The sequence below is a fragment of the Streptomyces sp. NPDC034086 genome (genome assembly GCF_055575515.1).
In genome coordinates this window covers 23,636-45,114 of the sequence record NZ_JBVISM010000025.1, presented here as the reverse complement: position 1 = coordinate 45,114, position 21,479 = coordinate 23,636, and the positions used below count along the sequence as shown (strand labels likewise).

The following is a 21,479-nucleotide window of genomic DNA, read 5'->3' as shown; positions in this document are numbered from 1 at the left end:
GGGGGATTCACACGCAGGAGCCGTCGATCAGGCCGGCCCAGGTTTTGGGGCCCACCAAGCCGTCGATCTCGTGGTTGCGGAAGCCGCAGGCCCTCTGGAAGGTCTTCACCGCGCGGGTGGTGGCCGGGCCGAACATCGCGTCCACAGCGAGGTGCCCGGCGCCCTTCGCGTTCAGTCTCCGCTGGAGGAAGGCCACGCACGGCCCCCTGTCCCCCGGGGACAGGAAGGGACGGGAGGTGGCGCAGTCGGCGGCGCTCGGGGTTCCGGGGGCGGGCGCCAGGGCGGACGCCGGGGAGCCAGTCGCCGTGAGAGTGGCGATCACCACGGCGACCAGTACCGCTGCGTACTTGCTCATGCCGCTCTTCCGTTCACCCATTGCGCAGCGCCGCCCATGTCCTCGGTCCGACGATTCCGTCGACGCCGAGCCTGCGGTCCCGCTGGAACGCCTTGACGGCGCGCTCTGTCTTCGGCCCGAACTCGCCGTCGACGTCCGTCGACTCGGGAAGGTAGCGCCAGGCGTGCAGATGACACTGGGCTTCCTTCACCTTCGCGCCGCGGTCACCGCGGCTGATGAGATCGCTGCCGCTGTAGAGTCCGCACCTGCCCATGGCGAGCTGGGCGGATGCGGCAGGCGCAGCCGCGGCCGCGGAGGCCGCGCCCGGGAGGAGACCGCCGATGAGGGCAGCGGTGAAGACGAGGACGGCAGTGAAAGCGGCGTGTGCCCGCATGAGAGGTGGCCCTGTCCGTGACGTCGGGTTGGTGGACGCCGGGTTCAGCATCGTGACGTGCTCCTGATCTTGATCTTGTCGATGGTCCCGTACATGAAGGGGCTTGCGGGGTTGGCCAGGGGCGGAACGCAGACGACCCTGCCGTTGGTGAAGTGCATCAGAACGGTGTCGTCCCTGCGGGTGTTCACCAGGTAGGCGGCGCCACGGCTGGCGTGCAGCACCTGCCAGTCGGCGGTGACGTCCTTGTAGCGACCGGTCTCCGTCTCCCCCTGGTAGAGGCAGACGTACGGGTAGTCGCATCCGCGGTACGCCGCTGGGCTTGCCTGTGCCGCTCCTGCGGTCGCCAGAACCAGGAGCGTGGCGCCTGCGGTGATCCCCGGCAGCCCCCGCAGTCGGCGAGCCGGCTTTCGCAGGGGTGCTCCGGCGAGGGTTACGGTGTGTGTCTTGGTGATGGTGTGGGCCTTGTGGGTCATCGCGCTCCTCGTGAGTCGAGCTGTGCACCGCCTGGACGGTCCTCCGGCCGGTGTTGGCCGGCCGGCAGGAGCCCGGCGCTTCCCTGAGCGTCGCGGGGAGCACCGGGCACGGTTTCGTCGGGGTCAGCAGCGGCCGAGGCCTGCCGGCGGGTCGTGCGGGGTGTTCACGTTGCCGCCCCAGGAGTAGACGTCGTAGTAGGTGTGGCTGGTCGAGTCGTCGATGACCACGCCCCGGTACCAGACGTTGGTGTGGTGTTTGCCGTCGTTGTAGTCCGAGCCGCGCTTGTAGCACTCCACGTAGAAGCTGGACTTGGCACCGGTCACGCCGACCTTGCGGCTGCTCAGGTAGGGGCCCGCGCGCAGCTGGCTGTTGGCGTCGACCGTCGTGTTGATCGCCTGGGGGGCCGCGCTTTGGGAAGTGGGCGCGGAAACAGCGGTCTGCTGGTTCGGCTGCTGGGCGCTTGCGGTGGTGGTCGCCAACGCGGAAACACCGATGACGCAAGCCGCCGCCATGGCCACACCCGTACGACGTCGTGCTGTCGTTCGCATCTGACTCGTCTCCTTCCCTTGGATTCATCGAGTGGATTCGAGGAAGACCCTAGGGATGTGAGGTCGTGGCGCGCATCGGGTAGCGGGTTGAGTCCTTTCCGGCCGCGTGCAACCACGGTTTGGCCCCGAGTACAACCACTGCCCGAGGCCGCACTAACGCCCTGGGTGTACGCGGTGGCCCCTCTGGGGGTGATGCGCGGTCACTATCGACGGCCGCGATCGGTACTTGAGAGCTACGACGCGTACGCGGCCGCAGGCCGGCCGGGGGTTGGGGTCGCGGGCGGTGGTGGAGGCCGCCGACCCGGAGGCGGTACGGGCGGCATTGCGGGGCCCGGTGGGTGCGGGGTGAGCTGCGGGCAGGCTGAGGGAACGGCACGCTGCTCGACGTGACGGGCCGGCCTGCGCGGGAGGTGGTGGACGGGGCGCTGCTGAGGTTGGGTTGGAGCACGGGTGGTTCCGGCCGGCGGGGGACGCCCGGAGTACGTACCGGCCGAACCCGGCCGGCCCGGTGACGTGAGCCGGTTCGTGTGGCGGGGTGATGTTGGTTCGGCGCAGACGGCCCTCCGGCCCTGGACGGACGCGGTCTGAGGGGCACCGTGAAGGCTGACCGTCATTCACCCACCGGCCTGGCCGCTCCCCGCGCGGAACACGGACGCAGCCTTCGAGTTGGCCCCGGCAGCCAGCTCGTGCTTGCCTGATGCCTCACCGTGGGCTCGTGCCGCCGTCACGCCTTCGACCTCCTCACAACAGCCGCAGAGCTTTCGGTCGTGCCGTAGCCACACGGCGATCGATGTGGCTTCATGCGGGTGCCCCGCGCCTGCCCGGTGCGGGGAACCCGCAGATCAGTGGGGCCGCGTGAGATCACTGGGTGGAGATGGAGACCTGCTCCAGGAGGCACGAAGCCCCGGCCTGTGGCCTGTGGCCTGTGGCCTGTGGCCGGGGGGAGGGGGCGGCGCGTATCGCCCGCCGGCGTTCCCGCCGAGCGGCCGCCGGCTCGGGTGAGGCGGATGAATAGGAGATCGCCGTTCTTCCTGGCCTGGTGGGGCCCGACTGCCCTGGACGTTGCCGGCGGCGACGCCACTGCGGCAGATGCCTCGCTCAGGTGCCGGGCCGGGGCAGGCAGGCCCTAACAGGTGAATCGTGAGGATGCGGGTGCCATGGCGTCGAGATCCTTGCTGTTCTGGGGGCGACCCAATGTCATGGTGCCGCAGGTAGCCATCCATTCCTGTCGATGACGGGGCCGGATGCGACGCAGCGCTGCTGGCAGTGACGTCCATCGCAAGCCCCGGACCAGCCGTCCGAGCCACCACGGAGAGCCTCACATGACCCTGCGCAAGCCGATCACAGCACTGTTCGCGGCCACGGCACTCGCTGCCACGACGCTGCTCGGATTGGCCACCCCGGCGGCTGCCGCCGACTGTCCGGCCGGCAACCTCTGCCTCTACAGCGGCACCGATTTCACCGGCGCACAGTTCAACCTCTACCGGTGTGACACGTACGAGCTGTCGGGCTGGGAGGGTTACGGATCCTGGATCAACAACCAGACCCCGGGGACCCGCGCCCAATTCCTGGACCAGAACCACAACGTCATCTCGACCACACCCGGCGCCTACTCCGCCAGCTCCAGCTTCGACTGGACGCCTGTCTGGTACGTCCGCCCCTGCTGAGCCGAACCCTGGCCCGCCTGCGTCGGCGCCGACAGCTCGTGTTGGCCGGTCGTCGGCGCACCGACGTGCGAGAACTCGCACGGGGCCAGGAACGCGGTGGCCGCCGGTCGGCAGGTTGCTGCGGGCCGTCCTAGCACGAACAAGGGCCTCGAACCGCGCGCCGGTCCGAGGCCCACCTGTTGTGGGGCGCAAGCTACGGAGCCGGCAGCCGGTGCGCCCAGAGGTGCCGCGGCGATCACGACCACATCAGCGGGGCAGTCCGTACCGCCCCACCCGTCCCGCATGCTGGGGCCGGCCGGGACCACCCGGCTACCCGAGACGATGCTCTGCGCCCGCCCCCCGTCCTGACCAACAGCCTGGCCCACGTCACCTACAGCCGCCGCGGATCAGCGCACCTCCGCCGCACCCCCATGTACACCCGCGACGAACTGCGCCCCATGCTGACCGCCGCCTGGACGGTTCCCAGGCTCAGCCGGTGGCGCGGCGCAGGAGTGCTTCGGAGGCGTCCAGACAGCGGTCGCTGTAGGCCGTGTCGAGTCCCGCGCTTGGCAGGATGACCTGGGCTTTGTTGTTGAACATCAGGGCAGTGCGACCGTTGAGCTCGTCGGTGAACAGCAGGGGGACGATCCTCGCCGCGTATGTCTCCGGGGAGGGGCCGGCCAGCCCGACCACGGCTTCGGCCAGACGGTGCAGGAGGCTGCCCTCCCCCAGGTAATTGGAGCGGATGTCGGTCTTGATCAATCCAGGGTTCAGGCCGAAGTACGACGGCCCGGGGAGCCTGCGGTCGCCCGCGAGTACGAGGACCTCGTTGCCGGCGACGGTGTTCATGTGCGCGGCCATCGGTTTGTAGCCGTGCTCGGAGTTCAGGTCCTCGAGCCGGCCGGTGTTGCCGGCCCCCGGTGCTCCCATGATGAACACGCGCGGCTGGGGCGCGCTGTCCGGGCGGCCGGTTCCCAGCCTGGGGCTGAGGCCCTGCAGGATCGCGAGGCGGCTGAGGTAGCTGACGGCCAGGTCCCGCTCGATGCCTTCGGCGGTTACCTCGCGCGTCTTGGCGGCCATGATGCCCAGCGAGAAGAAGGCGACGTCGTAGGTTTCCGCGGGAAGCTCCCTGCCCAGCCGGACCGCTTCGCGCATCGAGGACAGGTCCGCCCGGACGAAGGTGAGCCGGTCTGCGGCGTGGTCGCGGAAGGTCCGTCCCACCACGGTCACCTCCGCGCCGAGGGCCAGGGCCTGCTGAGCCACGGCCCGGCCCAGGCCGCCTGTCCCGCCGACGACGAGCACCCGCTTGGACGTGAGATCCAGTTGCTCGAGGGAGGGGGTGCCGATGGTGGTCGTGCGGTCGACGGTGCCGCTCAGCCGCGCTCTGGGCTTCTTCGGGGCTGCCGAGCTGTTGGGGCCAGCGTTCATTGCGGGTGCCTTCGTTCGTTGTGCCGGTAGGGTCAGTCGGGTCAAGGCAGAGCGGGGTAGTCGGTGTAGCCGCGCTCGTCGCCGCCGTACGTGGTGGCCCGGTCGGGGGTGTTGAAGGGGCCGCCGCGTTCGAGGCGCTCGGGCAGGTCGGGGTTGGCCAGGAACAGGGATCCGTATGCGATCAGGTCGGCGGTGCCGTTCTCGATCAGGTCCAGCTCCTTGGGGCCGGTGGGCTCGGCACCGGTGAACGGGTTCAGGATGAAGGTGCCCGGCCACTGCCGGCGCAGCCGGACCGTCAGCTCGCGGGCCCCGGCGGACTCCATCTGGTGCAGGTAAGCCAGGTTCAACGGGGCCAGCGCCTCCACCAGGGCGGAGTAGGTGGTCTCCAGATCGTCCTGGTCGGTCTCGGCGATGTCGTTGAAGGGGTTGCCGGGCGACATGCGGAAGCCGACCTTCTCCGGCCCGATCGCCTCGACGACTGCCTTCGCCGTCTCCACCGCGAACCGGATGCGGCGTTCCGGGGAGCCGCCCCACGCATCGGTACGCCTGTTGGAGTTCGGGGCGAGGAACTGGTGGATCAGGTAGCCGTTGGCGCCGTGCAGTTCCACGCCGTCGAAGCCGGCGGCGACCGCGTTGCGCGCGGCGGTGGCGTAGTCGGCAATGGTCCGGGCGATCTCCGCCTCGGTCAGTTCGCGAGGAGTGACGAAGTCCTGCGGGCCCTGGTGGGTGTAGACCTGGCCGGCGGCCTTGACCGCGGAGGGGCCGACCGGTGTCAGGCCCATCAGGCTCGGGTGGCCGACCCGCCCGGTGTGCATCAGCTGGAGGAAGATCACCCCGCCGCGCTCGTGGACCGCGCCGGTGACCTTCTTCCACGCCTCGATCTGCTCGTCGGAGTGGATGCCGGGAGTGTCCGGGTAGCCCTGACCGACGGCTGACGGCTGGGTGCCCTCGGTGACGACCAGGCCGGCGCTGGCGCGCTGACCGTAGTAGGCGGCCATCAGGTCGGTGGCGGACAGGCCGGGTCCGTAGGCACGGCTGCGGGTCATCGGCGCCATCACGATGCGGTTGGCCAGGCGTGTGCCGGACAGGTCGTAAGAGGCGAATGCCTTGTGCATGTGATCGTTCCTCGTTCGTACGGGGCCCTCGCAGGGCCGCTGCCATTCTGACGTTACCTGCTCGAACAAGTAAAGCCGTCTCGGCATTCCGCCGCGCGGGACTCGACTCGAAATGCGTACATTTTGGCTGTATCGGGCCCGGTCTCGGCCGGTCTGGAGCGATAGACTCCCGATATAGATGTTCGAGCAGTTACATGAAGGAGAGCAGTCACATGATCGGCCCAGACTCCGAGGCCTCCACGCCTGACGCTGCCGAGGCGGCCGGCATGCCGCTGCCGCCTTCGGTCCAGGCCGGGCCGATGGCCCATGCGATCTTCCGGGTGGCCCGGCTGCACCGCATGCTCGCCGGGCAGCTCTTGCGCCGGGTCGGCCTCCACCCCGGCCAGGAACTGGTGATGATGCAGTTGTGGGACCTCGGGCCGCAGCGCCAGATCGACCTCGTCCGGCTGCTCGGTTCGGACGCGGCCACCATGACCCGCACCGTCAAGCGGCTCGAACACGCGGGCTTCGTTCGCCGACGGCCCAGCCCCACCGACAAGCGGGCGACCATCATCGAGCCCACCGAGGCCAGCCTCGCCCTGCGCCACCAGGTCGACGAGGTCTGGGCGGAGCTGGAGGAATGTACCGCCGGACAGCTGTCCGAGGAGCGGCAGGCCGAGGCTGTCCAGATCCTGGAGCAGATCGAGTCGAGCCTGGCCCTCGCCGCGACCCGGCATGCGCAACAGGAGGCCGGCGGCCAGGCGGCCTCACTCAAGGGGCGGGCCGGTCAGGTGTAGCCGAGGCTCGGGTGCAGGGGCGACCGGTGCCCCGCCCCGCGTTCGGACAGCCCGTGCCCGTGCCCGGCCCCGCGTTCCGACCGCCCGTGCCCGTGTCGCGTCGCCGACGTTGTCGTACCGGGGCCGGGCCGCACCCGCGGCCGGGTCTACGGTCGCGCTGAGTCCGCAGACGGCTCAGCGGCGACACCTGGCGGCCGTCGGCCTCGTCGCTTCCCGGCCGGGAGTGCGGCTCGCTCCGGCGTAGGGGAGCGGTGACGTCTTGGACGTGGTGACCGGCGTCTCAGGTGGCGGGGTGGGTGAGGCGGCGATCGATGTGCCACCAGTGGTTGTCGAGGTGGTGGAGGGCTCGTGCGCGGTCGCCGGTGGCGCAGGCGGTCAGGAACGGGCTCCAGTCGGCGTCCCCGACATCGGAGGGGGACAGGTGGACGCGGTGGGCTCGTTGCCATACGGGTTTGAGGTGGCTGACGGCGTCATGGAGGGGCGGGTTGGCACAGGTATGGAGGACGGTGTCCCACGCGGCCAGTGCGCAGGCGAGGGCTTCGGCGCCATCGCCTGCGGAAGCGGCGCGGCTGTGCGCTGCGGCGCAGTTGCGCACGGCTTGGACGCGGTCGCCGGCGAGGGGCCAGGGGGCCGTGAGGAGGGCGGTGCGGTAGAGGCCGTGCAGGACGGTCGCGGTGTGCCGGGCCTCGGCGGTGCTGGTGTGGGTGACGCGTGCACTGTCCGGGCCGCAGTACTCGATCAACTTCTGTGAGGCCAGAGTCAGCAGGGCTTCCCGCACGCGCACCTGGGGGACGTCCAGCCGCCGGGCGGTGTCCCCTTCGCCGAGCAGTGTGCCCGGCGGCAGCTCACCGCTGGTGATCTCCACGAGCAGGGTCTCGTGGATGCGTTCGTGCAGTGTCTGGGGATCGTCGGTGCCGTAGTGGGCGTCGAGCGGTGTGCGGGCATCTTGGGGCACGGCGTCCTCGTTCGTGGTGTCGGTCCGTTGGTTCCGGCAACAGCCGCCGTCCTCGGGCGGCTGCCCTGGGCGGGGGGACGACGCCCCGGTCCCGCTGTGGCCGGCCATGGCCGTGCCAGAGCTGTCATGCGCTGCGCTTCTCCCTGCGCTCGGCGTCGTCGCGGTGGGCGGCGAGGCGCTGACTGAGCGGATGTGCGCGCTGACGCGGTAGCCGCCGGTGTGATGGGCCCGGCGGTGAGGTGGCCCCCGCCCGCGTTCCTCCAACAGCGTGCGCTGTGCCCGGTCCACGGTGGCCGGCGACGCCTCGTTCGGCCGGCATCCACTTCTCGGAGCCGGTCTGCGGGTGGCTCGTCGTTCCACGTGCACCTTTATCGAGTGAGGCCGGCCGTCACCGAGGACGGCGGTAGCAGGCCGGGAGCGCAGTCCATGGTCTGAGCGGTCGGGAGGGAGTCTCCACCGACGTGAGGGACGGCGGGCCGTGGTCGGCGTCACCCTGCAGAGCCGCTCTGCTGCGTAGCTCTGAAGTATGACGAGAACAGGGCCGCCCCTGTGCTCGTGCGCCGGGACGGCTGCCCGTCAGTCTCCCGGCGCCGATGCCGCCGGTGGGTAGGCGCTGGTCTCACGGGCCGGGCGTCGCCGGGGGACCGGCGGTGGGGGGCAGGGCGCCGGGGTTCATATGGGTGACCAGACGGTGCAGGAGGTGATGCACCGAGGCCTGCTCCTGGGGCTCCAAAACCGCCAGTGCCTCTTCATTGACCCGGCGGACCACATCGCGTGCCTGCTCCAGGAGGCGGGAGCCGTCGGGAGTGCTGTGCAGGCACAGGATGCGGCGGTTGGTGGGGTGGGGCGAGCGCGTGAGCAGCCCGCGGTCGGTAAGGCTGGCCACGGCGGAGCCCATCGACTGGGCGGTGATGCCGGCGTGACGGGCGGCGTCGGCGCTGGAGATCCCCGGCTGGTGCTCGGCCCGCTGGAGGGCGTTGTACTGCGCGAGGTTCAGGTCGAGAGCGCGCAGCTCTCTCTCCAGGCGGGTGGCCATGGCCTGGGCGAAGTGCCAGGCCAGATAGCCGGTGTGGATGGGCTGCTCGCTCACACGGACCCCACTTGTAAGGCAACTTATGTTTTACTGCTTCGGTTATCAGGCAGCTTACAACTTGTGGACGGTTCCTTTCATGCCAGCCCCCACCTCCCTCCCTCTCGCCGACGCCCTGCCGGCCACCCACGGGGACATACCCGACCCCGCTCCCGAACCGCACCCCCGCTCCGGCCTGAAGGGCGTCCTGCTGCCCGTCGCCGTCGTGCTCGCCATCGGGACGATCTTCGTGAGCGTCTACCTCGCCGCCTTCCACGCTCCCCGCCCGCATGACCTCCCCGTCGCAGCCGTCGGCACCGCCGCCGAGGCGCACCGCCTGGAAGCCGACCTGGAGCGGGCCCTGCCCGGCGGCTTCGAGGTCCGTCCCTACGGCGACGAAGCCGCGGCCCGCGAGGCGGTCGAGCACCGCGAGGTCTACGCCGCCCACCTCCCCGCCCACGGCCAGGGCAGCGGCAAGCTGCTCTACGCCGGCGCCAACGGCCCCTCCGTGACCGGCACCCTGACCGCCGCCTTCGCCCAAGCCGCAGCGCAGCACGGCCCGCCCCCGGCCGGCGAGGACATCCTGCCGGTGGCCGCCGGCGACACCCGGGGCCTGTCCGTCTTCTACGCCGCCTTCGGCCTGGTCCTGGCCGGCTACCTCTTCGGCATGATGACCTACCAGGCCGCGCCCGCTCTGCGCTTTCGCCAGCGCATCGCCAGCCTGACCCTCTTCGGCGCCCTCGGCGGCATCATCGTCGCCCTCCTCGCCGGCGACACCGGTTTCGGCGCCCTCCCCGCCTCCTTCGCCGGCACGGCCGCGGTCACCGCCCTGATGGCCATGGCAGCGGGTGGCGCGACCATGGCGATCGTGAAATGGACCGGATCCGCGGGCGCCGCCATCGCCTCGGTGATCCTGCTGATCTTCGGCAACGCCACCAGCGGCGGCGTCATGCCCCCCTTCTACCTGCCCGACTGGCTGCATCCGCTGTCCGGCGTGCTGCCCGTCGGCGCCGGGGTGCGCGCTCTCCAGGGGATGTCCTACTTCCACGATGACGGCCTGTGGTCCGGCCTCGCCGTGCTGGCCGCGTGGATCATCGCCTGCGTGGCCCTGCTCTACCTGCGCGACACCCGCAGCACCCGCAAGGCCCTGCCGGGCACCGCCTGACCCCTTCAGACCCGCCCGGATGCGGCCGAGTCCCTGCGCTCGCAAGTCAGTGGCCTGGGCTGGCGGCCGGAGCAGGTCGAGCAGTACCTCACCGATCTGGACAAGGACGGTCAGCCGACCGCGCCGTACCTCTCCCAACTCGCGCTGTGCGTGTGCTCGGAGCGCGGTGGGGTCAGGCCGCCCGCCCCCCAGCGCTGGAGTCGGCGGCATCTGCGCGTGCCGGTGGGCGGCCGGCTGCGGGCTGGCCCCGCTGGCCGACGTCGGCCGGGGGTTGTGGTCGCGGGCGGTGGTGGAGGCCACCGACCCGGAGGCGGTACGGGCGGCGTTGCGGGGCCGGTGGGTGCGGGGCGGGCTGGGGGGGGCTGACGGAGGCGTTGGGGGAGCCGCAGACGGGGAGCGGCGGATGGGTGCTCGCCTGCTCGGGGGAGTGGCTTCACCGGAGAAACGATCACCTTGGGTACAGAGGCGTCAAGCATCCGGCCGGGGCTCGCACGAGGCGCGTGGCGGCCGATCCAGGCTGCTTCCGCAAGCCGCTCTGGCGGCCGATCAGTGGGGCTGCACGCCCTGGTAGTGGTCCTGTCACCAAGGCAGCGGGCCGCGCGACGGGGATTGTTCACCGGGCTGCGGTGCGGCCGCACGACGACTGGGGCCGGCTGGGCCGCCGGCGCTGTGAAAGGCCGCCTTGCCGAGCTCTGGGTGATCGGCGGCCTCCATCCCTGCCGCGCCTGCGGCCCGGGTCTCCCCGCTCGCGGCCACTGCCGGCCCGCTCCACCGCCACCCCGGCCGGGGCTGCGCCTGCCAGGGCCGGCGGTGGCCGCGTATCGGCAGCAGGTGGTGCCAGCCCGCGGTCTGAGCGCGACCCGGTACGTGGGGGAGCGGCTCGTGGCCCGCGAGGCGGTGCGGGACTCGGGGCGTGACTGGCGAGACCCGCGAGGAAGGGGGGAAGCGGGTGGTGATGACGGGTAGGCGGCGCCGGGCTGGTGGCCGTGTGCGCGCCGCCCGTACCTCCCCACTCGACACCGGGATCGTCCTGCCCGCCTCAGCCGCTGCCCGGGCCCGCATCCACCTCGCCGCCGACCGCCCCGACCACGCCCACGCCGCCACCGCGGACACCCTCGACCACATCCGCCGGTGCGGCAGATGTGGTCGAGGCCCTCGTCCGAACCGGCTGCCCGGCTGCCAGGCCCAAGCCGGGCAGCCCGTCAGAGACTTCGCCGACGGCATCGACGGCCGCGGTGCCCCAGCGGCCACCGCCTCGCTCCTCATCTGACTGTGCGGGAACGGCGCCGTTGGAGGTGCTGGGGCAGGTGCGGTGTACGAGGCGCGCGGGGCGGCGCATGCCCTAGGCTGTGCGCCGGTCGGCTCCGGGCGCGGGGCCCCAGGGGCGGGGGAAGAGGATGTCCGTAGACGGTCACATAGCGGGGATGCTGCAGCAGATCGCCCGTCAGCAGGACATTGTGGAGATCGCCCCCCAGGGCTCCACGGCGAAGGCGGCCGCTCTGGCGCACGTGGCGGAGCAGTACGGCTACATCTACGGCATGGCGTACAGGACCGGGTTCAAGAACTCGCTCGTCCAGGTCCGGATGTACCGGGACCCGCGGCCCGACGCGCGCGCCCGCGAGGCGGCCGTCATCACCGCCCATCCGCAGGCGGGCAACGGCGGGACAGCGCCGGGGCTGGAGCAGGGTTCGCTGAAGCCGCTGCCCGAAGCGGTTGGTGCCGTGGCCGTGCTGAAGGACCTCATCACCTTCGACGTCATGGCCATGTACGTCGCGGACCGGAGCCAGAAGGTCAAGGGCTACCTCGCCTGCGTGGTCCTGACCGTCCTCCTGCTCATCGACAGGTCCCCGGTCGAAGCGGTCGCCTCCGGCGGGGCGGTCGCGGTGCTCTTCACCGTAGCGTTCCAGGTGGGCGCGATCCGCCGCCGGAAGATCGCACGACGGCTGACGGACGCCGGACTCCTGGCGGTGCGCGACGAGCAGGGCGGCCAGCGGTTCCTGCGCCCGGGCCAGCAGTTGCCCGGCCACACCAACCCGTTCGCCGCCTGAGCCCCTGGTCTGCGGCGCAGGCGGGTAGGGGACACCGCCGGGCAGCTGCCGCCGACCGAGCTCGCCCGGCCGGCGGTTTCACCGGGCGGTGGTGGAGGCCGCCGACCCGGAGCAGCCGCGTGCGGCCCTGCGGGAGGCGATCGGTGCCGGGGTGGGGCTGCGGACTGATGGACGGAGGCCTCGGGGGAGCCGTTGCGGTGCCGCCCCCTGTGTGACGGCGAAGGCCGCTGGTCGGGCCGTCGGTCACCGGACGGTAGCCTGCGCATGATCGTCACTGCGATCCTTCTGAGGGCTACGGTCCGTCAGGCGTTGCGCCCCATCGCCCGGATAGGGTCGCGCCCTTGCGGACCGGTCCTACGCTGAAGGCATGACCACTGATCCCTTGTTGAGACAAGGCCCCGACTCGACGGATCTGGTCCTGCGCGCCGGCCCGGCCGGGCCGGCGTGGAACGTGCTGACCTCGGCGGGGTCGGCGCTGTTGACTCCGTTCGTCCTGGGCGTGCCGACCCTGCTCGTCGCCTTCTGGATGGCGCTGGCCGGGGCGCGGGCGTCGACCGTGTTCGTGGTGGTGGGGGTGATCGCCGGGCTGGAGTACCTGCTCGGCTGGCTGGCGCTGGCCATGTCCCGGGCCCGGGACATCCTGCGGGTGGAGTTCGCGCCGGCCAGGGTGCCCGCGTCCCTGCGGTTGGTCCGGGCCGCCGGGCCGGACGACTGGCTGCCCGTCGACACCCTGTGCGAGGTGCGGCTGACGCACGAGGTGGTGGAGCCCTACCAGGGGGACCGCAAGCCGGCCGTCTCCACGCTCGCGCTGGAACTCCTCCTGGGGAGCGGCCCGGAGCGGCTCGCTTCGCTCCCGTTCGGCGGCGACCCGCAGCGGCTCGCCGACGCGCTGGAGGCCCTACTCGGCCCGGCTGCGGTCGTGGTGACGCTGCGCACGGAGCGCAGCACGCGCGACGAGCCGCGGTCCAACTCGAGTTGGTTCTCCGGGGGTTCGGCCTCGGCCGGTTCGGGTGGCGGCTGACGCCGGGCTGACCGTGGCGCGCTCCCCGGCCGGGAGCGCCCGTCGAGGCAACCGGCGGCAGGTGGTGCGGGGCGGCCTGCCGCGACCCTGGCGCGTTGAGCCGCCGGGTCGACCATTGCGGGCGTTCGCCGGCTTCGGTGCGGCGGCACTGGACGGCTACGGTGGCGTCCTCCTGCTTGAGGATTCATCCCTGCGGCGCGCGGCTGTGGCAGCGGGCCGCGCCGGGTGGCGGTACGCCGGCCGGCCTCCTCCGCCGGACCCCGGCCCGCCCGGGGCCCAGGCTGCCCTGGGCCGGCCCGGGCCGGATCGGTGGAGGAGGGCCTGGGGACGGTGCTGCGGCCGCCGGTGGAGCCGATGCCGGCGCAGGCCGCAGAGCGACTTCCGGGCCCTGCCGTGCTGCGCGCTGGGGTGGCCTATGAGCAGAAGTCCGACGGGCACCGGGCGCTGCTGTTCACCCCGGCCGGCCCGGCGGCGCGGTGGTGGTGCAGACCCGCCCAGGAGGTCGCTGACCATCTGGGGTGGCAGGTCTGCCATCAGCGCGGCCATCGCGGAGTGTCTGGCTGCGAGGGTTCCAAGGCCGTGCGCGGCGAGCCGGCTGCGGATCGCGTTGGCGCTGCGAGGTCGGCCAGGCGTCTTGCCGGGAAAGAAGTATTCGCCGAGGTGGCGCGGATCGCCAGGCCGCGGTGGTGAACTGGCGCCGCAGTCATCCGACTTCTGCGGCCCGGTGGGCGGCAGCGACCTGCATCCCGGGTCCCGGGCTGGCGAACCACAGCAACCGACCACAGGGTCGAGGTGTGGCGCTCGGGCTTTCAAGGCGTCCCGGCGGCTGAGGGGGCACAGTTCGCCGAGCTCAACGCCAACGAGGTCTCCACCCTCTACCAGGACCTGACGACCACGCCCGGCACGAAGCTGTACTGGCGCCTGCACCACCGCGGCCGCCTGGGCCAGGACACCATGGCGCTGGACATCGGCGCGCCGGGCGCGGCCGTCGAGCAGCGCCGGTTCACCGACGGCACCACCGCCTGGGGCTATCACACCGGTACCTACACCGTGCCGGCGGGCCAGACCACGACCCGGTTCGCCTTCCGCTCGGTGGCCGCTGCCGGCGGGGCCTCCACGATCGGCAACTTCCTGGACGGGGTGTTCTTCGGCACCGCGCCCCTGGTCGTGCTCACCAAGGTGGCTGTCCCGCAGGGGCCGCTGGAAGTGGGTGATGTGCTCACCTACCGCATCACCGCGAAGAACGAGGGTGGAGGCCCGGCCGAGGCTCTGACGCTGAGCGACGCCATCCCGGCCGGCGCGACCTACCTTCCCGGATCGCTCCGTATCGTGGAAGGTCCTAACGCCGGAGCCAAGAGCGACCAGAGGGGAGACGACCAGGCGCACTTCGACGCCCAGGGGAACCAGGTCGTGTTCCGTTTGGGCAACGGCGCCAGCGGGGGCCAGTCGGGCAGCCTGCCCAGCACCGTCACCGTGCCGGCGGGTACCACGGTGGAGTACCGCGTCACCATCGACAAGGCCAGTGCCGACGGGCAGGTCACCAACACTGCCACTGCCACCTACGAAAACCGCCTCGGCGACACCCCCGAGCCGCTCACCGCCACCTCCAACGCGGCCGTCACCGACGTCCTGCCGGCCGTCGACCTGAGCGTGGTGAAGTCCGCCGACGCCACCACCGTCACCGTCGGCCAGACCGTGACCTACCGCATCACCATCGCCAACACCGGCCCGAACCACGCCACCGGCGTCACCGTCACCGACCAGCTCCCCAGCTCCCTCGTCTTCCTGTCCGCCGGCGCCTCCTCGGGCACCTACGACTCCGACACCGGCCTCTGGACGGTCGGCGACCTCGCCGACGGAGCCACCGCCACCCTGACCCTCCGCGCCAAAGCCACCACGGCCGGCTCGGTCACCAACACCGCCACCGCCCGGGCCACGGAGAAGGACCTCGATCCCTCCGACAACACCGACACCGTCACCATCTGCGTCGAACGCGCCCCCTCCTGCTGCGACCCCTGCGCCTGACCCCTCCTGCACCGGCACGAACGCCGTGACCCCCGCCCTGCAGGGCGGGGGTCACGGCGCCACCGAGGGTGTGGTCAACGGCCGGGCGCACTCGGCATGCAGCGGCCCGGAACGTCAACGAGAGACGCGCGAATCCCGGAGGCCGGTACGCGGTCAGCTGTCGAGGGTGACCTGGAGGGTAAGGGACTGGCCTGCGCGCTGGACGGTGAAGGGGACGGTGGCGCCGGCGCGGCGGTTGTTGAGGGCCGTGTAGTAGGAGTTGATGTTCGGAGTGGGCTGGCCGTCGACGGCGGTGATGACGTCACCGGGTTGGAGGCCGGCCGTCTGTCCGTTGGAGTTCGGCAGGACGAACTGGACGATGACGCCGCCGTTGCCGGGGGCGTTGCTCGTGGCGAGCAGGAGGTTGCCGGGAGCGCCCGGGGTGATGTTCACGGTCAGGGGGACGGTGCTGTAGTCGTAGGTGAAGGTGCCGCTGTACTGGCCGCCGGCGAGGGGCGCGTTGTCCTCTGCTTGGACGGAGACGTTGAAGGGGAGGCTGGAGAGCATCGGCGCGTTGGCGGTGATCGTGACCGTCGCGGACTTCCCGTCGGGTGCGATCGAGATCGCGCAATGCGCTCCATGGGAGCAGTCGATGGGGATGCCGGTGATGCGGGTGTGGGGCGGGGCTTGGATCTGAACGTGGATCGGGTAGTTCCGGGTGACGTTGTCACCCGGGAAGACGACGGTTTGGGCAGGCCCGGGGGCGTCGAGGTTGGGGATGTTCTGCTGCGGGGGCAGAGCCCGTGCGGCCGTGGCCGCGGTGATGGCGTGGACCGGGGTGGCTGCGGCGGCCGGCACGGCAGGTGCGATCAAGGCGGCCAGGCCCAGGAGGGCCGTCGCGATCGCCTTCGTGCGGAGGCGCGTACGGAAGTCGGTCATGGTGATGTCCTTCGGGATCGTGATGGCGTCGTGCCGAGGAGGGTTTTCGGGCGGTGGGCGGCTGCGGCCCGATTGCGCCGCTGGGGTTGCGGACTGATACCAGGTCGCTCGCTGTGGGGTCCTTGGCCAGGCGCCGACGGGTGCGGAGCTGGAGCGGTTCTTCCACCTGGACAAGGCAGCTGAAGGGGCAACGCTTCGCCGGTCGTGGCCACTTCTACCGAGTCCCCGAGCCGAGCCGTAAGCAGCCAGATCGTGGAGTCACCCGTTTGGCCCGCCCTTGTTCACCGCCGAAACGACACTTTCCGCGGAGTTCGCTGGGTGATCGAGTGGCACACGTACGGCCGCTGCGGACAAGGGCGCGCGAGCCGGAGCTTTGCGTGGAGGCCGGCCGGCCCGACGACGGCCCGCACTGCGTGGGGAGTTCGAGCATCGCGCGGTCGACACCGACTCCTGGCGCTGTCACCGCTGCCCACCGCCAAGCCGCCCTCGTGCCGGGGGAGCCTGCGCGAGACGACCCACCGTGGCCCGGCCGTGCGGCCACCGCCGCTGACCGGCATGCTCACGGGCGAGTGGTTCACCGACCGCGCCCTGAGGGACGTGGACGCTCGTCCCGATGACCACCGACCTGGCCAGGGCCCGGGAGCGGCGGGAAACCTGGGCCGACGCGTCCGGGCTCAAGCCCTGGTGATTAAGCCCGTGACCAGCCCTCATCTGGCCGGCTACCGCGCGGGTGGACCAAGATCCGAAGGCGCGACAGCACGGGGGCGGTGCTCCTCCGCCCGGACGTGGTGGCGGAAGTCAGCGCCGACCGGGCGGTTGATCTGGGTGTTTTCCGGCACCTGCTGAGGTTTCAGCGGATCCGCTCGGACGTGAGCACGGAGGATGTTCCACGGTGCGGGGAGGGGCCGGCAGTTGCGGCGGGCTGAGTGCAGGCCGCAGGATGGTCCGTTCTTGGCGTGCCGAGGTGGGACCGCCAGGATGATGGGCCGGGGTCGAGCGAAGGGCGGGGTGTCCGGTGGGCTGCGGGTCTTCCCCGGTGAGGCGTACAACGACCAGATCGCCCGCCAGTGCGTTCCGCGCCGAGGGCAACCGACGACATCGCCTTCCTCGCCGCCCCAGCGCATCGTGCGTCACTGGAGAGTCGCTGCACATGACGGCGGCTGGCACCTCCACTGAACCCCTCCCCACCACTCACCACGAGAGGAACCCCATGAAAGAGCGCGTGCGCGCCGTCCTCGTCACTCCGAACGAGACCACCCTCATGATGAAGCGCGTCCGCCCCGGCATCACCCCCTACTGGGTAATCGTCGGCGGCGGCGTGGAGGAGAGTGACGCCACCCGCGAGGAAGCACTCCTGCGTGAGGTCCGCGAAGAGATCGCCGGCGACGCCGAAATCGTCCGCCTCCTCCACGTGACGGAGAACGCCCAGGGCGAGAAGGAGTTCTTCTACCTGGCCCGGGTCAACACCTGGGACTTCGAGAACCGCACCGGACCGGAGTTCGCCCGCAGTGACCGAGGCGAGTACATCCTCGAAGAGGTCCCGCTCACCACCAAGGCCATCGCGGACCTCAACCTGCTTCCGGGGGTGATTTCCACCGTGCTGTGCCAGGCCCTCGACAGTGGCGACCTGCTCGCCATGCAGAGCTCGCTGCCGTCGTAGCCGGAGGAGCTGCGAGCGGGGCTTCGCGCGCCGGACGGCGCCCGCGGTCCGGGGCGCGACACCGCGCGGCCGGCGGGCAGTCCGGGCGTAAGGGGCTCCTCCAAGGGGCTCCTCCTGGCCGGCGGGGCCTCCTGTACCGCCCCGCCGACGTCGACCGGTGGCGCAGCTGCTGCTACTGACTGGGGCGCGGTCGAACGCGCCCGCGACGTCAGGGGCGGGCCGGGCCTGCCGGCGGGCAAGGTGGGCTGCGGCGGCGGGTCCCCCCACAGCGGCAGCTCCTGCCGGATCGCCGAGACGTGGCCCAGGACGTGAGACCTGCCGTACGGAGGTCTCTCGAGCACCTGGTTCTTGCCGACTTCAGCCAAGGCAACGCATTGCCGACCATCCCTGACCCGCAGCTGAACAAGACCATGGGGCAGTCGTCCGCTGCCCCGTGGCGGGCGGGACGGGGGACGGGGGACTGGGCACTGTGCTCAGGTCGGCAGCAGGAGGCTGACCGGCGCCGTGGCGAGGATCGGCCCGTTCTATTCGGTGCGGTGGGCTTTGTGCGGGGTCATCCGCAGCCGGGCTGTTGCGGGGAGTCCGGGCCGGCCAGTTGACTGGCGGGCGCGTTCGAGCGGACCGTCGCACAGCGCTCGGAGGACGGGGCCGGGCTCGTTGTGGGGGTCAAGGGTGAGATCGAGGTGGGCTTCCGGATGGCTCTGCGAGCCGTCCATCCGTGCGCTGGCGCGCCGGATGCCGGGCTGTCGCAGGGCGTCGGCGGCCAGGGCGTTACCGAGGGCACGCTCCCGCAGCTCCACGCCGTCCATGTCGGGTGGTCCTTCGACGGGTATGCGACCGGGGTGGGTGCGACGGAGTTGCGCCAGCAGCCACCACAGGGCCAGCAGGGCCATGATGGCCAAGGCGGCGATGACCGCGGGCCACCACCATCCTTCGTCCGTCCAGCGAGTGCGCGTCCCTTCAGGGAGGAGGACGTCGCGGGGCCTGGTCAGCGGCCAGCCGTCGGACGGTGACACATTCCAGCGCCGGTACAGGTCGAAGGCGCCCGCCAGAACCATGACACCTGTGCCGAGCAGCACGAGGCCCGACAGGGCCAGCAGGACTCGATTGACTGCGGACTTCTTCTTCATGCGATCCGCCTCCTGTCACTGGCTCACCAGGTGAAGTTCCACGAAGGGGTCACTTGCGGCGTGGGCGGACCCGCACGGCGAGCGAAGGCGGGCGCGCGAGGGTGAGCCGGTCGAGTTCTTCCCGTAGAACGATCATGAGGTCGGCCTTGACCGCGGCCGGGGAGCGGAACCGCACATCCGCGCTCGCTCCGATACGGTGCCGCCCCATCCGTATCCGTGTGCCGCTGACGCCGGGAACGCGCATGGCGGCATCCCGCAGGAGAGCCACCGCGGCGTCGCGGTCCAGTACAGCCTGCACCTTGGCATCGGGACTCTTGAGGGGCAACTGGTGCCGGAGGCCCGGGGTGACTGCCAAGGCGATCAGCCACAGGCCGAGGATGGCGATGACGGCGGCGCCGGCCTGCATCCAGACGTCGTCGAGCGGGCGGGCGGCCAGTTCAGCGGCGAGGCGTCTGCGCCAGGCGGCAGCGGGCCGGCCGGCGCGGACCCGAACGATGTCGAACAGGAGGATCCCGGCCGCCGCGCCGACGATCAGGGCGGTAAGCGCGGCGGGTATGCGTCGCGCCGACCAAGGGCGATGCGAGGAGTACGAGCTGCCGGGCCGTAGGTCGGCCGAAGGCTCCTCGGTCGGCCGACCCGCCGAGCGGGAGGCGACCTGGCCGGTTCCGGTGGGCTGTTCCGTGGCGGCCGCATGGGCCTGGTCCCGTCTCATAGCACCTCTCCTTCCGGTGGCACTGCGTTCCGGCTCACTGCACGCGTCGTTGCTCCAGCCCGCCGGAGGGCACCAGGTGCTCAATGGCGAGGGTGACCTCGGTGACGCGCAACCCCGTCAGCTGGGCCACCCGCTCGGTGACGTGGTGCTGTACGTGGCGCGAGGTGGTGGCAAGGTTCACGGGATAGGGCAGGTCCAGCGTCAGTCCCAGCCGCGCCGTGCCGCCGCGCACCGTGGCCGAGGCATGTGGAGCGGCCAGGCGCACTTGAGCGCGGGAGGTGGCTGCGTGCTCGTCCAGAGCCTCCTGCGCGGCGCGAGCCGCGATGCGTGCGACCACCTTCTCCGGTATCACCGTGGCGCCACGTTCGGCCGCCGGTATCAGCGGAGGCGTCGCAGGTGGGGCTCCTGCGGGCGGAGCAGGGGCAGATCGCGAGGTCACCGCCCGTCCCGGCGCCGTGTGAAGTCGGACATCTCCATGTCGCCCTGCAGGACACGGCCGGCTATCAGGCCCAACAGGCCCAGGACCGCCACGAGCAGGAACGCCCAGAAACCGCCGAAGAATGCGGCGAAACCCAGGGCGATGCCCGTGAGCAGGCCTGCGGTTGCTGCGCTCATCTCACTCACCAACCTTTCACGTCGTTCACTGCTGACCCGGCGGTGCCGGGGCCGGCAGGCCGCGGGTCACTGGACGCGGCCCTCGCCTTCTTCCTCGTCCTCCTCGTCGGGAAGGTGGACGTCGTCGACCGTGATGTTCACTTCGACGACCTCCAGTCCGGTCATGCGCTCCACAGCAGAGATGACGCTGGTGCGGACGTCGGAGGCGATGTCCACGATGGCGAAGCCGTACTCCACGACCACCTCGAGGTCGATGGCGGCCTGCCGTTCGCCCACCTCGACCTTCACGCCACGCGTCACGCTGGGACGTCCGCCAGGGACCCTGTCCGTCATCGCCCCGAGTGTGCGGGCCATTCCCGAGCCAAGACTGTGAATGCCCGGCACGTCACGGGTGGCCATCCCCGCGATCTTCTCGACGACGCTGTCAGCAATGGTCGTCTGGCCCCGCGTCTCCGGCGCCGTCCCGGCGCCCGCCTGGCCCTTGAGCGCCTTCCCTTCGGCAGAGCGGGATTCCACGCGGGTGCGGCCCTTGGAAGCCTTGCCCTCGGCGCGCGGTTCACTCCCAGCCACGGTGGGGTCGGTGGTGTCCGACATGAGGACCTCCCCAGGGATGTGTCCATCAGGGCGCCGGTGCGGTGCCCTCACAGCCTTGGACACACTCCCGGGCCATTCCTCACCGGGTTCGCCTGACGCACACGGCATACCATCGGAGAGTGCGGACGCAGCCGGTGAGGACCGCGCCCGGCAGGAGGCGAACGGCGGATGCGCAACCAGACCAGACCCCCGCCCCGGCACGGCCCGGAGTTCGTGCACGAGCCGGCCGCGCAGGTGCTCGACGCCGCCGGGAGCCGCGCCCCGCCCGGTGATCTCGACGATTCCGTTCTGGCCGTGCGGGCTTCCGAAGGCGATGAAGACGCCTTCGCCGTCCTGGTCCGCCGGCACAGCAGCCGCCTGCTCGCTCTCGCCCAGCATTTCCTGGGCAATCCGGCGGACGCCGAGGATGCCGTACAGGAAGGTTTCATCAGCGCCTGGCGGCAGCTGCCCGAATTCCGCCATGGAGCCTCGTTCGGCACGTGGATGTACCGCATCGTGACGAATCGCTGCCTCAACATCCTGCGTCGCCGCCCCCGCCCCCTGCCCTTGGAAACCGTCTCGGAACCCGCTGCGGCGGATGCCGACAGCTCGCCGCCCCGAGTGGCCGAAAGGGACGCGGCGACGGACGCCCTGGCGCGAGCGGTCCTGCAACTCTCCCCCGAGCTGCGCGTGTGCTGGGTTTTGCGGGAGCTGCACGGCCTGCACTACGAGGAGATCGCCCACGTGGTGGGCACCAGCGAACAGACGGTGCGGGGAAGACTCTCTCGCGCACGACGCGCTCTGATGGAGGCGATGCGCCCATGGCGCTAGATCACCCGCACCTCACCTCCGGCGCCGCACCCACCGCCATGG

General features: G+C 71.3%; 22 protein-coding genes. 8 read left to right on the top strand and 14 right to left on the bottom strand.

Translation table 11 applies throughout. The features are described from left to right. Nucleotides 1-7: 7 nt before the first annotated feature. The 4 genes from ACZ514_RS31120 to ACZ514_RS31105 all read right to left on the bottom strand — a co-directional run bounded on the left by ACZ514_RS31120 (nt 8) and on the right by ACZ514_RS31105 (nt 1,750). Nucleotides 8-355 (bottom strand): peptidoglycan-binding domain-containing protein, encoded by a 348-nt coding sequence (locus tag ACZ514_RS31120; protein ID WP_468701088.1) that lies wholly within the window; start codon nt 353-355, stop codon nt 8-10. A gap of 13 nt (nt 356-368) precedes the next feature. Beyond that, nucleotides 369-728, bottom strand: coding sequence for a peptidoglycan-binding domain-containing protein (locus ACZ514_RS31115; RefSeq protein WP_469126234.1), 360 nt, complete (start codon nt 726-728; stop codon nt 369-371). A 44-nt stretch (nt 729-772) separates the two neighbouring features. Continuing rightward, nucleotides 773-1,201, bottom strand: a complete 429-nt coding sequence (locus tag ACZ514_RS31110; RefSeq protein ID WP_469126233.1) for a hypothetical protein — start codon at nt 1,199-1,201, stop codon at nt 773-775. A 123-nt stretch (nt 1,202-1,324) separates the two neighbouring features. Next, nucleotides 1,325-1,750: a hypothetical protein gene (locus tag ACZ514_RS31105; RefSeq protein WP_469126232.1), complete on the bottom strand. Its 426-nt coding sequence runs from the start codon at nt 1,748-1,750 to the stop codon at nt 1,325-1,327. Nucleotides 1,751-3,072: 1,322 nt separating this feature from the next. On the opposite strand from ACZ514_RS31105, the gene ACZ514_RS31100 reads away from it, so the two are divergent. Then, nucleotides 3,073-3,417, top strand: coding sequence for a peptidase inhibitor family I36 protein (locus tag ACZ514_RS31100; RefSeq protein ID WP_468164512.1), 345 nt, complete (start codon nt 3,073-3,075; stop codon nt 3,415-3,417). A gap of 468 nt (nt 3,418-3,885) precedes the next feature. Here the strand turns inward: ACZ514_RS31100 and ACZ514_RS31095 are convergent, their stop codons facing one another. Together ACZ514_RS31095 and ACZ514_RS31090 are read right to left on the bottom strand one after the other, a co-directional pair. Next, nucleotides 3,886-4,824 carry an NAD-dependent epimerase/dehydratase family protein gene (locus tag ACZ514_RS31095; RefSeq protein ID WP_469126231.1) on the bottom strand — a complete coding sequence of 313 codons (939 nt, stop codon included), beginning with the start codon at nt 4,822-4,824 and terminating at the stop codon, nt 3,886-3,888. 41 nt (nt 4,825-4,865) lie between these two features. Continuing rightward, nucleotides 4,866-5,939 carry an alkene reductase gene (locus tag ACZ514_RS31090; RefSeq protein WP_469126230.1) on the bottom strand — a complete coding sequence of 358 codons (1,074 nt, stop codon included), beginning with the start codon at nt 5,937-5,939 and terminating at the stop codon, nt 4,866-4,868. Between the two features lie 212 nt (nt 5,940-6,151). Between ACZ514_RS31090 and ACZ514_RS31085 the strand changes: the two genes are divergently transcribed. After that, the gene (locus ACZ514_RS31085; RefSeq protein WP_469126229.1) at nt 6,152-6,715 is read left to right on the top strand and encodes a MarR family winged helix-turn-helix transcriptional regulator; all 564 of its coding nucleotides are present in this window, start codon (nt 6,152-6,154) and stop codon (nt 6,713-6,715) included. Nucleotides 6,716-6,995: 280 nt separating this feature from the next. On the opposite strand, the gene ACZ514_RS31080 is transcribed toward ACZ514_RS31085, so the two are convergent. Together ACZ514_RS31080 and ACZ514_RS31075 are read right to left on the bottom strand one after the other, a co-directional pair. Further along, nucleotides 6,996-7,670 carry a GntR family transcriptional regulator gene (locus tag ACZ514_RS31080; RefSeq protein WP_469126228.1) on the bottom strand — a complete coding sequence of 225 codons (675 nt, stop codon included), beginning with the start codon at nt 7,668-7,670 and terminating at the stop codon, nt 6,996-6,998. 619 nt (nt 7,671-8,289) lie between these two features. Further along, nucleotides 8,290-8,760 (bottom strand): MarR family winged helix-turn-helix transcriptional regulator, encoded by a 471-nt coding sequence (locus ACZ514_RS31075; protein WP_468164502.1) that lies wholly within the window; start codon nt 8,758-8,760, stop codon nt 8,290-8,292. Between the two features lie 79 nt (nt 8,761-8,839). Between ACZ514_RS31075 and ACZ514_RS31070 the strand changes: the two genes are divergently transcribed. The 4 genes from ACZ514_RS31070 to ACZ514_RS31055 all read left to right on the top strand — a co-directional run bounded on the left by ACZ514_RS31070 (nt 8,840) and on the right by ACZ514_RS31055 (nt 14,998). Beyond that, entirely contained in the window at nt 8,840-9,904 is a 1,065-nt protein-coding gene (locus ACZ514_RS31070; protein WP_469126227.1) for an ABC-2 transporter permease, read from the top strand. Nucleotides 9,905-11,328: 1,424 nt separating this feature from the next. After that, a complete protein-coding gene (locus tag ACZ514_RS31065; RefSeq protein WP_469126226.1) occupies nt 11,329-11,952 on the top strand; it encodes a hypothetical protein in 624 nt (207 codons plus the stop codon). 367 nt (nt 11,953-12,319) lie between these two features. Beyond that, the gene (locus ACZ514_RS31060; protein ID WP_469126225.1) at nt 12,320-12,973 is read left to right on the top strand and encodes a hypothetical protein; all 654 of its coding nucleotides are present in this window, start codon (nt 12,320-12,322) and stop codon (nt 12,971-12,973) included. A 705-nt stretch (nt 12,974-13,678) separates the two neighbouring features. After that, on the top strand, nt 13,679-14,998 hold the full coding sequence (locus tag ACZ514_RS31055) for a DUF7507 domain-containing protein (RefSeq protein WP_469126236.1): 1,320 nt from the start codon (nt 13,679-13,681) through the stop codon (nt 14,996-14,998). A gap of 153 nt (nt 14,999-15,151) precedes the next feature. On the opposite strand, the gene ACZ514_RS31050 is transcribed toward ACZ514_RS31055, so the two are convergent. After that, nucleotides 15,152-15,916 carry a PDZ domain-containing protein gene (locus tag ACZ514_RS31050; RefSeq protein ID WP_468701060.1) on the bottom strand — a complete coding sequence of 255 codons (765 nt, stop codon included), beginning with the start codon at nt 15,914-15,916 and terminating at the stop codon, nt 15,152-15,154. Nucleotides 15,917-17,126: 1,210 nt separating this feature from the next. Between ACZ514_RS31050 and ACZ514_RS31045 the strand changes: the two genes are divergently transcribed. Then, nucleotides 17,127-17,576: an NUDIX hydrolase gene (locus ACZ514_RS31045; protein WP_469126224.1), complete on the top strand. Its 450-nt coding sequence runs from the start codon at nt 17,127-17,129 to the stop codon at nt 17,574-17,576. Between the two features lie 524 nt (nt 17,577-18,100). Here ACZ514_RS31045 and ACZ514_RS31040 read toward each other — a convergent pair. From ACZ514_RS31040 to ACZ514_RS31020, 5 genes are all read right to left on the bottom strand, one after another. After that, nucleotides 18,101-18,706 carry an alkaline shock response membrane anchor protein AmaP gene (locus ACZ514_RS31040; protein ID WP_469126223.1) on the bottom strand — a complete coding sequence of 202 codons (606 nt, stop codon included), beginning with the start codon at nt 18,704-18,706 and terminating at the stop codon, nt 18,101-18,103. A 49-nt stretch (nt 18,707-18,755) separates the two neighbouring features. Next, nucleotides 18,756-19,418: a DUF6286 domain-containing protein gene (locus ACZ514_RS31035; RefSeq protein WP_469126222.1), complete on the bottom strand. Its 663-nt coding sequence runs from the start codon at nt 19,416-19,418 to the stop codon at nt 18,756-18,758. 34 nt (nt 19,419-19,452) lie between these two features. Then, on the bottom strand, nt 19,453-19,755 hold the full coding sequence (locus ACZ514_RS31030) for an Asp23/Gls24 family envelope stress response protein (RefSeq protein WP_468164477.1): 303 nt from the start codon (nt 19,753-19,755) through the stop codon (nt 19,453-19,455). Nucleotides 19,756-19,853: 98 nt separating this feature from the next. Further along, entirely contained in the window at nt 19,854-20,033 is a 180-nt protein-coding gene (locus ACZ514_RS31025) for a hypothetical protein (protein ID WP_469126221.1), read from the bottom strand. Between the two features lie 66 nt (nt 20,034-20,099). Beyond that, on the bottom strand, nt 20,100-20,627 hold the full coding sequence (locus ACZ514_RS31020; protein ID WP_468164473.1) for an Asp23/Gls24 family envelope stress response protein: 528 nt from the start codon (nt 20,625-20,627) through the stop codon (nt 20,100-20,102). A 168-nt stretch (nt 20,628-20,795) separates the two neighbouring features. Between ACZ514_RS31020 and ACZ514_RS31015 the strand changes: the two genes are divergently transcribed. Continuing rightward, nucleotides 20,796-21,437: an RNA polymerase sigma factor gene (locus ACZ514_RS31015; protein ID WP_468164471.1), complete on the top strand. Its 642-nt coding sequence runs from the start codon at nt 20,796-20,798 to the stop codon at nt 21,435-21,437. Nucleotides 21,438-21,479 lie beyond the last annotated feature (42 nt).

What these genes read in the sequence shown, in the direction of transcription:
- ACZ514_RS31095 (WP_469126231.1), bottom strand. Translation starts at nt 4,824, where the DNA reads ATGAACGCTGGCCCCAACAGCTCGGCAGCCCCGAAGAAGCCCAGAGCG.
- ACZ514_RS31090 (WP_469126230.1), bottom strand. Translation starts at nt 5,939, where the DNA reads ATGCACAAGGCATTCGCCTCTTACGACCTGTCCGGCACACGCCTGGCC.
- ACZ514_RS31085 (WP_469126229.1), top strand. Translation starts at nt 6,152, where the DNA reads ATGATCGGCCCAGACTCCGAGGCCTCCACGCCTGACGCTGCCGAGGCG.
- ACZ514_RS31015 (WP_468164471.1), top strand. Translation starts at nt 20,796, where the DNA reads ATGCGCAACCAGACCAGACCCCCGCCCCGGCACGGCCCGGAGTTCGTG.
- ACZ514_RS31100 (WP_468164512.1), top strand. Translation starts at nt 3,073, where the DNA reads ATGACCCTGCGCAAGCCGATCACAGCACTGTTCGCGGCCACGGCACTC.
- ACZ514_RS31070 (WP_469126227.1), top strand. Translation starts at nt 8,840, where the DNA reads ATGCCAGCCCCCACCTCCCTCCCTCTCGCCGACGCCCTGCCGGCCACC.
- ACZ514_RS31045 (WP_469126224.1), top strand. Translation starts at nt 17,127, where the DNA reads ATGAAAGAGCGCGTGCGCGCCGTCCTCGTCACTCCGAACGAGACCACC.
- ACZ514_RS31120 (WP_468701088.1), bottom strand. Translation starts at nt 355, where the DNA reads ATGAGCAAGTACGCAGCGGTACTGGTCGCCGTGGTGATCGCCACTCTC.
- ACZ514_RS31035 (WP_469126222.1), bottom strand. Translation starts at nt 19,418, where the DNA reads ATGAGACGGGACCAGGCCCATGCGGCCGCCACGGAACAGCCCACCGGA.
- ACZ514_RS31065 (WP_469126226.1), top strand. Translation starts at nt 11,329, where the DNA reads ATGCTGCAGCAGATCGCCCGTCAGCAGGACATTGTGGAGATCGCCCCC.
- ACZ514_RS31060 (WP_469126225.1), top strand. Translation starts at nt 12,320, where the DNA reads ATGACCACTGATCCCTTGTTGAGACAAGGCCCCGACTCGACGGATCTG.
- ACZ514_RS31040 (WP_469126223.1), bottom strand. Translation starts at nt 18,706, where the DNA reads ATGAAGAAGAAGTCCGCAGTCAATCGAGTCCTGCTGGCCCTGTCGGGC.
- ACZ514_RS31020 (WP_468164473.1), bottom strand. Translation starts at nt 20,627, where the DNA reads ATGTCGGACACCACCGACCCCACCGTGGCTGGGAGTGAACCGCGCGCC.
- ACZ514_RS31115 (WP_469126234.1), bottom strand. Translation starts at nt 728, where the DNA reads ATGCGGGCACACGCCGCTTTCACTGCCGTCCTCGTCTTCACCGCTGCC.
- ACZ514_RS31050 (WP_468701060.1), bottom strand. Translation starts at nt 15,916, where the DNA reads ATGACCGACTTCCGTACGCGCCTCCGCACGAAGGCGATCGCGACGGCC.
- ACZ514_RS31110 (WP_469126233.1), bottom strand. Translation starts at nt 1,201, where the DNA reads ATGACCCACAAGGCCCACACCATCACCAAGACACACACCGTAACCCTC.
- ACZ514_RS31025 (WP_469126221.1), bottom strand. Translation starts at nt 20,033, where the DNA reads ATGAGCGCAGCAACCGCAGGCCTGCTCACGGGCATCGCCCTGGGTTTC.
- ACZ514_RS31105 (WP_469126232.1), bottom strand. Translation starts at nt 1,750, where the DNA reads ATGCGAACGACAGCACGACGTCGTACGGGTGTGGCCATGGCGGCGGCT.